13 protein-coding genes are annotated in these 11,967 nt (G+C 73.8%); 6 read left to right on the top strand and 7 right to left on the bottom strand.

All coding sequences use genetic code 11. The features are described 5' to 3' along the window. Positions 1 to 439, top strand: a 439-nt coding sequence (locus BM339_RS46530; RefSeq protein ID WP_476920304.1) for a DNA-directed RNA polymerase subunit beta, incomplete at its 5' end; no start/stop codon positions are given. Between the two features lie 150 nt (positions 440 to 589). Here BM339_RS46530 and BM339_RS46535 read toward each other — a convergent pair. Together BM339_RS46535 and BM339_RS46540 are read right to left on the bottom strand one after the other, a co-directional pair. Then, a complete protein-coding gene (locus tag BM339_RS46535; RefSeq protein ID WP_143118882.1) occupies positions 590 to 1,456 on the bottom strand; it encodes a hypothetical protein in 867 nt (288 codons plus the stop codon). Between the two features lie 95 nt (positions 1,457 to 1,551). Next, a complete protein-coding gene (locus BM339_RS46540; protein ID WP_075025008.1) occupies positions 1,552 to 3,534 on the bottom strand; it encodes a heavy metal translocating P-type ATPase in 1,983 nt (660 codons plus the stop codon). Positions 3,535 to 3,653: 119 nt separating this feature from the next. On the opposite strand from BM339_RS46540, the gene BM339_RS46545 reads away from it, so the two are divergent. Together BM339_RS46545 and BM339_RS46550 are read left to right on the top strand one after the other, a co-directional pair. After that, positions 3,654 to 4,130 (top strand): ArsR/SmtB family transcription factor, encoded by a 477-nt coding sequence (locus BM339_RS46545; RefSeq protein ID WP_083598582.1) that lies wholly within the window; start codon positions 3,654 to 3,656, stop codon positions 4,128 to 4,130. Between the two features lie 144 nt (positions 4,131 to 4,274). Then, entirely contained in the window at positions 4,275 to 4,682 is a 408-nt protein-coding gene (locus BM339_RS46550) for a hypothetical protein (protein ID WP_075025009.1), read from the top strand. A gap of 76 nt (positions 4,683 to 4,758) precedes the next feature. On the opposite strand, the gene BM339_RS46555 is transcribed toward BM339_RS46550, so the two are convergent. Continuing rightward, complete coding sequence (locus BM339_RS46555) at positions 4,759 to 5,127, bottom strand: YybH family protein (RefSeq protein WP_075025010.1); 369 nt, start codon at positions 5,125 to 5,127, stop codon at positions 4,759 to 4,761. A 145-nt stretch (positions 5,128 to 5,272) separates the two neighbouring features. Between BM339_RS46555 and BM339_RS46560 the strand changes: the two genes are divergently transcribed. Next, positions 5,273 to 5,716: an acyl-CoA thioesterase gene (locus BM339_RS46560; protein WP_075025011.1), complete on the top strand. Its 444-nt coding sequence runs from the start codon at positions 5,273 to 5,275 to the stop codon at positions 5,714 to 5,716. A gap of 150 nt (positions 5,717 to 5,866) precedes the next feature. On the opposite strand, the gene BM339_RS46565 is transcribed toward BM339_RS46560, so the two are convergent. The 3 genes from BM339_RS46565 to BM339_RS46575 form a co-directional block, all read right to left on the bottom strand. Next, positions 5,867 to 6,841, bottom strand: a complete 975-nt coding sequence (locus tag BM339_RS46565; protein WP_075025012.1) for an ARPP-1 family domain-containing protein — start codon at positions 6,839 to 6,841, stop codon at positions 5,867 to 5,869. Between the two features lie 78 nt (positions 6,842 to 6,919). Then, the gene (locus tag BM339_RS46570) at positions 6,920 to 8,251 is read right to left on the bottom strand and encodes a hypothetical protein (RefSeq protein ID WP_075025013.1); all 1,332 of its coding nucleotides are present in this window, start codon (positions 8,249 to 8,251) and stop codon (positions 6,920 to 6,922) included. Positions 8,252 to 8,306: 55 nt separating this feature from the next. Then, complete coding sequence (locus BM339_RS46575; protein ID WP_021598876.1) at positions 8,307 to 9,029, bottom strand: TetR/AcrR family transcriptional regulator; 723 nt, start codon at positions 9,027 to 9,029, stop codon at positions 8,307 to 8,309. A gap of 94 nt (positions 9,030 to 9,123) precedes the next feature. On the opposite strand from BM339_RS46575, the gene BM339_RS46580 reads away from it, so the two are divergent. Then, positions 9,124 to 10,071 carry an ATP-binding cassette domain-containing protein gene (locus BM339_RS46580; protein ID WP_021598875.1) on the top strand — a complete coding sequence of 316 codons (948 nt, stop codon included), beginning with the start codon at positions 9,124 to 9,126 and terminating at the stop codon, positions 10,069 to 10,071. A gap of 55 nt (positions 10,072 to 10,126) precedes the next feature. Then, positions 10,127 to 10,900, top strand: coding sequence for an ABC transporter permease (locus BM339_RS46585; protein ID WP_075025014.1), 774 nt, complete (start codon positions 10,127 to 10,129; stop codon positions 10,898 to 10,900). Here BM339_RS46585 and BM339_RS46590 read toward each other — a convergent pair. After that, complete coding sequence (locus BM339_RS46590) at positions 10,798 to 11,838, bottom strand: EamA family transporter (RefSeq protein ID WP_024936802.1); 1,041 nt, start codon at positions 11,836 to 11,838, stop codon at positions 10,798 to 10,800. The genes BM339_RS46585 and BM339_RS46590 overlap by 103 nt on opposite strands. Between the last annotated feature and the right edge of the window lie 129 nt (positions 11,839 to 11,967).

The following is an 11,967-nucleotide window of genomic DNA, read 5'->3' on the forward strand; positions in this document are numbered from 1 at the left end:
CCACCTGGTGGACGACAAGATCCACGCGCGGTCGACCGGCCCGTACTCCATGATCACCCAGCAGCCGCTCGGCGGTAAGGCCCAGTTCGGCGGCCAGCGCTTCGGTGAGATGGAGGTGTGGGCCCTGGAGGCCTACGGCGCGGCCTACGCGCTGCAGGAGCTGCTGACCATCAAGTCCGACGACGTCCTCGGCCGCGTGAAGGTGTACGAGGCCATCGTCAAGGGCGAGAACATCCCCGAGCCCGGCATTCCCGAGTCCTTCAAGGTGCTCATCAAGGAGATGCAGTCGCTGTGCCTCAACGTCGAGGTGCTCTCCAGCGACGGCATGTCCATCGAGATGCGCGACACCGACGAGGACGTCTTCCGCGCCGCGGAGGAGCTCGGCATCGACCTGTCCCGCCGTCCCAACGAGGGCGCGATGAACATCGACGAGGTCTGAGCGAGGAACCGCCAGTCCGGGAGCCCGTCCGCTGAGCGGCGGGCTCCCGGACTTCGAGGACCATCGGTCGCGGCGATGGATCGGCCGTTCGGGCAGTGTCGCGGTCGCTCCACTCGCGCATGACGGGTCCCAGGCCGGTATCTCCGGTGGTCACGCGTTTCGGGTTTCGTTGTCCGGGGTGAGTGCCGCGTGGAGCCGGGCGAGGCGTGTCGCCAGGCCCGGGTGACCGGATGCCGCGGTTTTCCGGCTGAGCTGGTCGGCACAGTGCTGATACAGCGGGAGGAGTTCTCGCTGGAGCAGTCCGGCGGCTGCGGGATCGTCGATACCGTTGGCGCGCCAGCGTGCGGCGCAGGTCACCAGGGTCCTGGAGATGTTCGGTGTGGCGGTGTACCAGCGTGCGGCGTCGTCGTTGCGGCCGAGGCGTCCGGTGGTGGCGGTGTAGAGCAGGCGCACTGGGAACAGCACGGCCTTGGTGATGGCGCGGGCACCTTGCCCGGCCAGTGCCGCGGAGTCGCCGAGCATGCGCAGATAGGCGGGATCGCCGAACTTGGCCAAGGCGAAGGTGGCGCTGTCGAGGAGAAGATCTTCTGTGCTGGGCCGGGCGCATCGGGCGCGCTGGTCGGTGCCGTGCAGCAGGACGCCAGAGTCGAGCAGGTCGAGCCGGTCGGTCGCGGGGAAGCGACCGGCCTCGGTGCCGTGGGCCAAGTGCTCCCAGTCGCTCCAGAAGATCGATAGTCGTTCGGCCAGGGCGTAGTGGGCCGAGCCCCTGTACCGCTGGACGGTGTCCCGGCGAACGGCGTCGATGGCCGGCGCCAGGGCTTGGTCGGCCTGGTCGACGATCAGCGCCAGGTCCACGTCGCTGACGTCGGGGACGAAGCCGCCGTGCGCCAGGCTGCCGATCGCGAACGCCGCGGTCAACCGGCCGTTCAGCCTCGCGTCGGCCTGGGCGACCGCTTCCCGCACTATGTCCCGCCCCACCGGATGGGACAGGGGGGCATCGGGTGGGCTGGGGGTCATAGCTGACTCCTTGTGCTCGGTCCGGCCGCCGCCGTCGGCTGTCAGGGTGCGGCGGCGCCGGTGCCTGCCGGTCGGTGTAGGGGGCTCGGTGGTGGTCAGGACGGTTCGGTCGCCGCTTCGCCCGCGGCCCGGCGCCAGGCGGCGCCGCGTAGCAGGCGCAGCCCGTTGAGCGCCACGATGACGGTGGAGCCCTCGTGGCCGGCGACGCCCAGCGGCAGCGGCAGCGTGCCGACCAGGTCCCAGAGGACCAGGCCGGTGATGAACACCGCGGCGATGACCAAGTTCTGCGTTACCAGCCGCCGGGCCCGCCGCGACAGGGAGATGACCGCGGGAATGGCGGCCAGTTCGTCGCGGACGATGACGGCGTCGGAGGTCTCCAGCGCGAGGTCGGATCCCGCGCGGCCCATGGCGATGCCGGTGTGCGCGGCGGCCAGCGCCGGTGCGTCGTTGACGCCGTCGCCGACGACCAGCACTCTGCGGCCCTGAGCGTGCAGGTCCCGCACGGCGGTGACCTTGTCGGCCGGGAGCAGGCCCGCGCGGACGTCGCCGATGCCGGCGTCAGCGGCCAGCCGGGCGGCCGCGGCCGGGTTGTCGCCGGTGACCAGGATCGGGGGGACGCCGGTGAGGACGGTCAGGGCGGTTACGGTGGCCGCGGCGTCGGGGCGGAGCCGGTCGGTGATCCCGAGTACCCCTGCCGGGGTGTCGTCGAGTTCGACCAGCACCGCGGTGCGGCCCTGCTCCTCCAGCCGCTCGGCGACCGCGGCGGCGGGGTGGCCGCCGGTGCCGGTCCGCAGCCGGGCCGGGCTGCCGACCGCGACGCGGCGGCCATCGACGGTGGCGGTGACGCCGGTGCCCGGCGTGGAGGCGAAGTCGGCCGCGGCGGGGACGTCCAGGCCGCGGGCGCCCGCCGCGTCGATGATGGCGCGGGCGATCGGATGCTCGCTGGGATGTTCGGCTCCCGCCGCCAGCCTCAGCAGTTGCTCCTCGGTCAGGCCCGCCGCCGGCAGCGGGCGGATGTCGCTGACCCGCGGGACGCCCTCGGTGAGGGTGCCGGTCTTGTCGAGGGCGACCTGGTCGACCTGTCCGATCCGTTCCATCACCACCGCGGACTTGACCAGGACGCCGTGCCGTCCGGCGTTGGCGATGGCCGACAGCAGCGGCGGCATGGTGGCCAGCACCACCGCGCACGGCGATGCGACGATCATGAAGGTCATCGAGCGCAGCAGCGATTCGGTCAGCCCGGCGCCGAACGTGAGCGGGACGGCGAACACCGCCAGTGTCGCGGCGACCATTCCCACGCTGTAGCGCTGCTCGACCTTCTCGATGAACAGCTGAGTCGGCGCCTTGGTCTCGGACGCCTCTTCGACCATCGCCACGATCCGCGCGATCACCGAGTCCGACGGGTCGCGCTCGACCTTCACCCGCAGCGCGCCGGTCCCGTTCAGGGTGCCGGCGAACACCTCGTCCCCGGCCTGCTTGGCCACCGGCAGCGGCTCCCCGGTGATGGTGGCCTGGTCGACCTCGCTCGCCCCGTCCAGGACGCGGCCGTCGGCGCCGACCCGTTCTCCCGGCCGCACCACGATGGTCTCGCCGACGGCCAGCCGGCCGGTGGGGACGGTGTGCTCGGCGCCGTCATCGGCCAGGCGGGTCGCGGTGGCGGGGGCCAGGTCGAGCAGGCCGCGGACCGAGTCGGCGGTGCGGGCGGTCGCGACCGCCTCCAGTGCCCCGGAGGCGGCGAAGATGACGATCAGCAGCGCCCCGTCCAGCACCTGCCCGATCGCCGCCGCGCCCAACGCGGCCGCCACCATCAGCAGATCCACGTCCAGCGTCCCGCCCGTGAGGGCCTTCAGCCCCGCCCAGCCCGGCTCCCACCCTCCGGTGACATAGGTCGCGGCGAACAGTGCCCCCCACGCCCACGCCGGACCGTCCAGCAGGTACACCGGCAGCCCGGCCGTGTACAGCACCAGCGCGGCCGCCGCCCACCGGGCCTCCGGCAGCGCCAGCACCCGGGTGCGGCGCCGGGGCTCCGCACCCTCGCCCGGAGCGGTGGGGCCGGCCGGGTTCACGGTGGAAGTCATGGACAGCGTCCTTCATGAGCAGGAAGCCGGGAACGGCCGGATCGCAGCCGGGGCGTCCACCGTATCAGGAACACATGAACAACAATTCATGCTTTCATGGGTGTCGTAGCATGGCCCGCATGGGTCATGGAGCGCCGCAACGGTCCGGCACCGCCGCCGGCGGGGCGTCGCGCGCGCGGCTGGACGCCGCGTCCGCGGCCCGGGTCGCGACCACGCTGCAGGCGCTGGCCACCCCCTCGCGGCTGCTGATCCTGGCTCGGCTGCGTGAGGGCCCGCTGCCCGCCACCGAGCTGGCCGCCGAGGTCGGAATGGAGCAGTCCGCCTGCTCCCACCAGCTGCGGCTGCTGCGCAACCTCGGCCTGGTGGTCGGCACCCGCCAAGGCCGCTCAGTGGTGTACGCGCTGCACGACGACCACGTCGCCGAACTCCTCGACCAGGCCGTTCACCACGTCGAGCACCTCAACTTGGGCCTCAGCGACGCCGTTCCGGCGTCCGCCGCGTCGGGCACCACGGCGGGTGCAGTCCGGCCCGAGCCCGCACCCGCGGCGGAGGCCGGCGCCGGCCCCGAGAAGCAGCCGGCGACGACCCGCGAGTGACCGGCCGCCTCGACCTCCATCTCCAACGGCGTCGATTGTCGGTTCGCTTCGGCAGATTGTGTCTCCTTCCGGAGGAACATCAGTCCCGCAGGTCTCCGGAGTCGCACCGTTAGTCGTCTGGACCCGACGGACAAGGATGTGGTCGTGGCTGGTGACGACATTGCTCAGGCAATCCTCGACAGGCGGGACGTCCTGCATCCCTGTCGCTCCGGATCTGGCCGAGCAGGCCCAGGCGCATGTGGGCGCATCTCCGCCGAGCCGCGTGACCGGTGCGCCGTCACCGACGACGCGGGGCCCGGCGACTGGACCGACTCCCTCCTGAAGGCCAGCGGAACCTACACCGAGCTCCCGGTGGACGAGGGGCTGGTCTGCGAGTCCGGCGACTCGGACGCCCTGCTGGACGGGCCGCTGGCCCGAGCCCGCACCGCCGAACTGTACGGCGTCGAGCCGGCGCGGCTCCCCGCCACGATCCACGCGGACTTCTGCGTCATCCCCGCCTTCTCCGATTGGTGGAGCGCGCTTGGAGCGAGCCACCCCGGACGACGCACCTGACATCCTCCTGGACGGGCCCCCCTGATCAGGACATCGGTCGCGGCCGATGATCTGACGGCGGGCCGCGGGTGGGCTTCTAGGCGTCGGCGGGTGGGACGAATTCGGGCTGGTCGATGACGCGCAGCCAGCTGCCGTCGGGCTGGCGGCGGACGACCTGCGCGCGGGCGCCGGCGCCGTCCCGGGGCGGTGTGGAGGTGAGGGCGATGTCGCCGTTGACCAGCGTCGGCAGCGGCTCCTCGGGCTCGAAGCGGGGGCGGCCGGCCAGGACCTTCTCCCACAGCTCGCGGATGGCGTCGCGTCCCACGGTCTGGGAGCCGGGCGGGTAGGCCAGGACCGCGTTCTCCTCGTAGAGCGCGGCGACCCCGGCGGCGTCGCCGGCGTTGGAGCGCTCGACGAACAGGCGGGTGATGTCCTCGGGCCGCATGGCCTTGTCGTGTTCCGTCATGGGTTCCTCCCCGATGTGCGCGGCTTGCGTCTCCCATCGTGGTCGCTGCCCGTCCAGAAGTCCAAGAGATGGTTCTTCTCCAAGCCAGAAGCGAGCGTTATGGACGACGCGGGACGGTCGCGGGGATGGTGCAGGATGATCCGGTATGGGTGAGGTGTTCACGCATCGGCTGCGGGTCCGGTACAGCGAGTGCGATCAGCAGGGCGTGGTGTTCAACGGCCACTACCTGTTCTTCTACGACGTGGCGCTGACGGAGATGTGGCGGGAGCTGTTCGGCGACTACGCCGACATGGTGGCGCAGGGCTACGACCTGGTGGTGGCGGAGGCGCGGATCCGCTACCGGGAGGGCGCGCGGTTCGACGATCTGCTGGACGTGTCGATGCCGCTGGCGCATCTGGGGACCACGAGCATGATCGTGCGTCCGGTGTTCCGGGTGGGTGAGCGCCTCATCGCCGACGGGGAGGTGCGGCATGTGTTCATCGACCCGCCGTCCAAGGCCAAGAGGGAGATGCCGCCGCAGGTCAGGTCGGCGCTGGAGCCCTATCTGGACGGGGCGGGACAGACGGCCGGCGCCTCGTCAGGCTTTTGATCGCCGTAACGACGGCCTCAGCGTCGCGCGTTTCCGATGTGGAATCGGGGTTCCGCCTGACGTGCCCGGCACAGTTCCCGCGGCCGTCTTGATTGAAGCGGGTGCCGCGTCCCCGGGGCAACCCCTTTTTCCGCGGGGTCGCCCCGGGGGTCAGCGGGCGAACAGGGAGGCGTAGACGGTGCGGTCGCCGTCGGTGACGACCTGCCCGGCCAGGCGGGGGCCGGTGACGGTGGACAGCCGCAGGTTCAGGTAGCGGTCCTCCTCGACCAGGTCGGCGGCGGGGTCGGTGAAGGCGTCGGCGATCCGGCCGCCGATCTCGGCGAGGCGGGCGGCGCGGTGGTGGTCCAGGGCGCCGCGCAGCGCGGCGAGCCCGGTGCGGCCGCCGGTGTCGAGGGGGTCGGGGGCGGTGGGCGCGGCCGGTTCGGCGTGCCAGGCGGCGACGCCGTAGGCGAAGCAGGCCAGCGCGGTCCACATCTCGGCGAAGTAGCCGGGGCCGGGGGTGATCTCCAGGCCGGCGAACGCGCCGGAGACGAAGAACAGCGCGCCGATCTGGCCGGGCTGCGGTTCCAGCCGGGACTGGAACCGGGTCAGCACGGGCCGCTTGCGGGACAGGATCTGCTCCAGGTGGCCGCGCCGCGGCAGGCCGTGCCGCACGTTGAGGTCGGCGATGTCGTGCCACAGCTTGGTGTAGCTGCTCACGCCGCGCAGTTCCAGGGCGCGTGCGCGCAGTTCGACGGGCAGGACGAAGAACCACTGGTCGCGTCCGGCGAGGTAGCCGCCCTGGCCCTGCTGGACGCAGCAGGCGTCCTCGAAGCGGAGCGTCTGCCCGGCGGCCAGGAACGCCGACCGGCACAGGGCGTGGTTCTGGGCGCCGTCCTGGATGTAGCCGATGTGCAGGGGGACGATCGCGACGCCGGAGGAGGCGGCGTTGGTGAGCTCGACCTGCCCGTACGTGGGGACCCCGGTCAGCTTGAGGCCGGTGCGGGGCGGCACGAGGCCGGGGTGGGAGGGCCCGGAGATCGGCACCATGGTGAGGGCGCCGGCCTGCTGGGGGGTGCCCAGGCGGTGCCCGGCGAGGCTGAGCGGGCCGGGCAGGAGGGTGTCGAGCGCCGTCATCTCGGTCATGCGGTGCTCCCTTCGGTCGGTGCGGGACCGGCACGGACGGTGTGGTCGGTGCGGGCCCGGCTTGTTCGTGCGGGGTGTTCAGGCGGCGAGGCGGGCGGCCAGGGCGTCGGCCCGCCGCTCCAGGGCGTCCAGGCGGGCGTGCAGGGCGGTGCGCAGCCAGGGCGCGCCGGCGTCGCAGTGCCCGAACATCCAGGGCAGGAGTTCGTCGAAGTCGTCCTGGTGCCAGAACCCGCGCTGTGGGAGGGAGGGGGCGGGGCGCCGCAGGGCGAGGTCGTCGCCGCCGGTGAACATGGCGTGGCAGAACACCACGGGGGTGGTGATGCCGGCGCGCGGCATGCCGGCCACGACGCGGGCCAGGTCGCCGGGGAAGACGTTCTCGTATCCGTCGGAGACGACGGCGACCAGGTCGGGGTCGGCGCCGAGGGCGTCCAGGACGCCGGTGGCCAGGTCGGTGGCGCCGCGGGGGGCGCGTTCGTCGCCGCCGGTCTCGATGACCTCCAGCCGGTCGCACACCTGGGACAGCACCATCCGCAGCGCGGCGGCCTGCGACAGCACGGCCCATTCGCGGTCGCCGTAGCCGCGCATCGACGCCGAGGCGTCCAGGACCAGCGCGAGCGTGCCGGCGAAGCGGGGGAAGGCGCGGGCGGCCTGGTCGACCTGGCGGCCGAGCGCGGCGTACAGGTCCTCGGAGGGGCCGCCCCGGTACAGGTGGACCAGGGTGGCGGCGATGTCGCCGCGGTTGGTGGCGGTGATGGTGGCGGGCCGTTCCCGGAGGGTGTCGAGGGCGAGCGCGGGCTCGTCCGGCGCCGGGAGGTGCGCGGGCTCGCGGGTGGTGCCGTAGAGGGCCTGGACGCGGGCGGGCGCGGCGGCGGGGTCGGTGAGGAACCGCAGCAGGCGGCGCCGCAGGTAGTCCGAGCCGGTGTCGCCGCCGTGGATGCGGCGGGCGCAGCCGCGGGCGGTGTCGGTGCCGAGGGCGTGCTCGAAGCAGTCCAGGAGGGCGGGGCGGCGGGCGGCGATGAGCGCGTCGGCGCCGGGGTGCTCCAGGACGAACCGCAGCGCGGTGCGGGTGGTGTGCTTGTGGTTGGCGCGCAGCCGCCGCAGCGTGAGCAGGACGGTGATGACGTGGCCGGGCGGCAGCCCGAGGGTCAGGACGCGGGCGGTGCGGGCCTGGACGGCGCGGGCCCGGTCGCCGAGCCCGGCCTGGGAGGCGGCCAGGATCTGCAGGAGCACGCGGGCGCGCTGCCAGGGCCGCACGCCGGGCGCGAGGCCGAGCAGGGCGTAGCCTTCGGCGTCGTCGGTGTGGGCGGCGCGGTGCAGGTCGGCGTCGTCCCAGCGCGGGGCCGAGCCCCGGGGCAGGGTGAGCGCGGTGTCGTGGTGCTGCAGGTGGGTGAGCAGTGTGGGGATGTCCATGATTGTCGGCCTCCGCAATCACGGAGTGTAGGAACGACCGGGAGCGGTCCGACACTCATTTTCCGGCGGCCGGCGGCCCGCCGTCGCTTTCCCCCGTCCCGTGGGCGGGGGGTGCGGCGGCGTAGCCGCCGAGGCCGTGCTCCAGCAGGTCGAAGGCGCGTGCGGCGGCGGCGTAGACGTCCTCGCGCATCTCCTCCAGGGTCTCCCCCGCGCTCTTGCGGTCGGCGATGTGCTCGACGAGGGAGGTCTGCACGGCGAGGATCATCGCGGCGGCGGCGCGGGGGGCGATGTCGCCGGGGCCGGCGCCGGTGTCCTCGGCGAGCAGCCCGGCGAGGTGGTCCTCGGCGCGGCGGATCATCTCGCGGCTGCGGGCGGTGAGCGCGGGGCTGTCGCGGACGGTGCGGGTCCAGACCTCCGATCCCTCGTGGAAGGCGGTCTGGTAGGAGCGGGCGTCCAGGCCCTCGAAGAACCGGCGGCGGAACACGGCGGCGGCGCTCTCGCCGGGGCGGCGGTCGCGGAAGTCGCGTCCGGCGGCCTCGATCATCTCGTCCTGCCGGTCGAAGAACAGGTCCTCCTTGGTCTTGAAGTAGTTGAAGACGGTGTTGACCGACACGTCGGCGGCGCGGGCGACGTCGGCGATGGTGACGGCGTCGAACCCGCGCGTCATGAACAGGCCGGTGGCGATGTCGGAGATGCGGCGCCGCGTCTGGCGCTTCTTGCGTTCCCGCAGCCCCAGCTCCGGTTCTGTCCCGGCGCCCGGCAGGTGGTGCTCGCCCATGCCGGCGAATATACCTTCACTGGTGTCACTATAAATTTGGCGTGACTGCAAAATTGTGGTTACTCTGTCGGGCATCGCTCTGAGGGAGGACATCGTGATCGAGGCGCGCGGGCTGGCCCGCACCTTCACCGCCGGGCACGGGACGGTCGAGGCCGTCCGCGGCGTGGACCTGTCGGTCGCGGCCGGCGAGATCGTGGGGTTCCTCGGCCCGAACGGGGCCGGGAAGACCACGACGCTGCGGATGCTGACGACGCTGCTGGCGCCGACCGCGGGGACCGCGCGGGTCGCGGGCCGCGACCTGCGCGCCGACCCGGCGGGGGTGCGGCGCCGCATCGGCTACGTCGCCCAGGGCGGCGGCACCGACCCGGCCGTCCCGGTGGCCGAGGAGCTGGACCTGCAGGCCCGCCTGCACGGCGTCACCGGCCGCCGGGCGCGGATCGCCGAGCTGTGCGCGCGGCTGGACCTGGACGGCCTCGCGGCGCGTCCGGCGGGGTCGCTGTCGGGCGGGCAGCGCCGCCGCCTGGACGTCGCGCTCGGGCTGGTGCACCGGCCGCCGCTGCTGTTCCTGGACGAGCCGACCGCCGGGCTGGACCCGCAGAGCCGCGGCAACCTGTGGGACCACGTCCGCTCACTGCGCGACCGCGACGGCACGACGGTGTTCCTGACCACCCACTACCTGGACGAGGCCGACGCGCTGTGCGACCGGCTGCTGATCATCGACCGGGGCCGGATCGTCGCCGAGGGCACGCCCGCCGCCCTCAAGCGCCGCGTCGCCGGCGACGTCGTCACGCTGGCGCTGGCCGACGCCTCGGCCGCCGGAGCGGCCCGCGCCGCCCTGTCGGCGCTGCCGGAAGTCCGCGAGGCCGCGGTCGCCGGCGGCGCGGTGCGGCTCACCGTCCAGGACGGCGAGAAGGCGCTGATGCCGCTGATGCGGGCGCTGGACGGCGCCGGGGTGGACCTGGCGTCGCTGAGCCTGGCCCGTCCCACCCTCGACGACGTCTTCCTCGCCGTCACCGGCCGCTCCCTGCGCGACGCCGCCTGACCGCCCCCGCTTCCCCCTCCCCCGGCCGACCCGCCCGAACCAAGGAGTGCCCCCGATGTCCTCTGCCGCCCGGACCGTGTCCGACACCCGGCTGATCTTCCTGCGGTACATGCGGCAGACGCTGCGCAGCAAGGTCGCGGTGGTGTTCGGCCTGATGCAGCCGCTGCTGTACCTGGTGCTGTTCGGGCCGCTGCTGTCGGAGCTGGTGGACGTGCGCGGGTTCGGCGCGGGCAGCGCCTGGCAGGTGTTCGTGCCCGGCGTGCTGATCCAGCTGGCGCTGTTCGGCGCTGGGTTCGCCGGGTTCGGGCTGATCGCCGACCTGCGGTCGGGGGTGGTGGAGCGGCTGCGCGTCACCCCGGCCAGCCGGACCGCGCTGCTGCTGGGACGCGTCCTGCGCGACACCGCCGTCATCGCCGTGCAGGGGGTGCTGCTGGTCGCGGCCGGGCTCGCGCTGGGGCTGCGCGCCCCCGCAGGCGGTATCGCCGCCGGTCTGCTGCTGGTGGTGTCGCTGACGGTCGGTGTCGCGTCGCTGTCCTACGTCCTGGCGATGAGGACGCGCACCGAGGACGCGTTCGCGCCGCTGCTGTCGGCGGTGACGCTGCCGCTGATGCTGCTGTCGGGGATCCTGCTGCCGATGAGCCTGGCGCCGGGATGGCTGGACGCGCTGTCGCGCCTCACCCCGTTCCGGTACGTGGTGGACGCGGCGCGGGCGGCGTTCCTCGGCGACTACGCCTCGGCGGCCGTCGCCGAGGGCGCGCTGGTCGCGGTGGTGCTGCCGGCGGTGTCGGTGTTCCTGGGCGTCCGCCGGTTCCGCGGCGACAGCGCCTGACCCGCCGGCGGCACCGCGGCGCGCTGGGCGATGTAGGCGCCGGTCAGCACGACCGCGCCGCCGAGCATCTGCACGGCGGTGAGCCGCTCGCCCAGCGCGGCCCAGGCGATGAGGGCGGCGGCGACGGCCTCGGTGTAGCAGATCGCGCCGCCGACCTGCGCCGACAGCCGCTGCAGGCCCGCGACCCCGGTGAGGTAGGCAAGGACGGTGCTGACGATCCCGATCCAGGCGACGAGCGTCCAGCCGGGCGCGGTGTGACCGGCGACCGGCACGGCCGCGCCCAGCACGTCCCACGGCAGCGCCCACGGCGCCGCGAGCCCGGCGAGGGCGGCCGCGGCCACGACGCTGCCGGCGCAGGTGATGACCAGGGGGTCGACGCGACCGGTGAGCCGGTCGACGATGAGGAAGTAGCTGGCCTGGCAGGCGGCGGCGCCGAGCCCGGCGGCCAGGCCGACCGGGTCCAGCGACAGGCCCGTCCAGACCTGCACGACCAGGGCCAGGCCGGTCATCGCGATCGCGACGCCAGCCGCGGCGGTGCGGTGCACCGGGGCGCGGCGCACCACCCTCAGCCATCCCAGCACGATGACCGGGCCGCTGAACTCCAGCAGGATCGCCACCCCCACCGGCAGCCGGGACGCCGCGACGAAGTAGCACGCCTGGCAGCCCGCGACACCGGTCAGCCCGTAGACGGTGAGGGCGCGCAGGTGGGGGCGCAGGCCGCGGGCCGCGGCCCGGCCCCGCCAGATCACCGCGGCCGGGACCAGCACCAGCGCCGCCACCGCGATCCGCAGCCAGACCGCCTGCAGCGGGCCGAGCCCGGCCTCGATCAGGGCCTTGCCGAACGGCCCGGACGCGCCGAAGCACACCGAGGAGAACAGCGCCAGGAAAAGGCCCCACGCGCGGGTCCGCGCGGCGCCGTCACGTGCGGCGGCGTCCATCCTCACCCCCGGGTCGCGTGGTCCGCCGATGCGCCCACCCCCGGCGGGCTAATGAGCATCCTTCCATAACGGTCCTTACACGTCGATGGCGCGGGCCCGGGCCGGGGTGGGGGGCGTCGCCCCACAGAG

Source organism: Actinomadura madurae, from assembly GCF_900115095.1.
GTDB lineage: Bacteria > Actinomycetota > Actinomycetes > Streptosporangiales > Streptosporangiaceae > Spirillospora > Spirillospora madurae.

Coding starts and splice junctions, on each gene's coding strand:
- BM339_RS46535 (WP_143118882.1), bottom strand. CDS start 1,456: ATGACCCCCAGCCCACCCGATGCCCCCCTGTCCCATCCGGTGGGGCGG.
- BM339_RS46540 (WP_075025008.1), bottom strand. CDS start 3,534: ATGACTTCCACCGTGAACCCGGCCGGCCCCACCGCTCCGGGCGAGGGT.
- BM339_RS46545 (WP_083598582.1), top strand. CDS start 3,654: ATGGGTCATGGAGCGCCGCAACGGTCCGGCACCGCCGCCGGCGGGGCG.
- BM339_RS46555 (WP_075025010.1), bottom strand. CDS start 5,127: ATGACGGAACACGACAAGGCCATGCGGCCCGAGGACATCACCCGCCTG.
- BM339_RS46560 (WP_075025011.1), top strand. CDS start 5,273: ATGGGTGAGGTGTTCACGCATCGGCTGCGGGTCCGGTACAGCGAGTGC.
- BM339_RS46565 (WP_075025012.1), bottom strand. CDS start 6,841: ATGACCGAGATGACGGCGCTCGACACCCTCCTGCCCGGCCCGCTCAGC.
- BM339_RS46570 (WP_075025013.1), bottom strand. CDS start 8,251: ATGGACATCCCCACACTGCTCACCCACCTGCAGCACCACGACACCGCG.
- BM339_RS46575 (WP_021598876.1), bottom strand. CDS start 9,029: ATGGGCGAGCACCACCTGCCGGGCGCCGGGACAGAACCGGAGCTGGGG.
- BM339_RS46585 (WP_075025014.1), top strand. CDS start 10,127: ATGTCCTCTGCCGCCCGGACCGTGTCCGACACCCGGCTGATCTTCCTG.
- BM339_RS46590 (WP_024936802.1), bottom strand. CDS start 11,838: ATGGACGCCGCCGCACGTGACGGCGCCGCGCGGACCCGCGCGTGGGGC.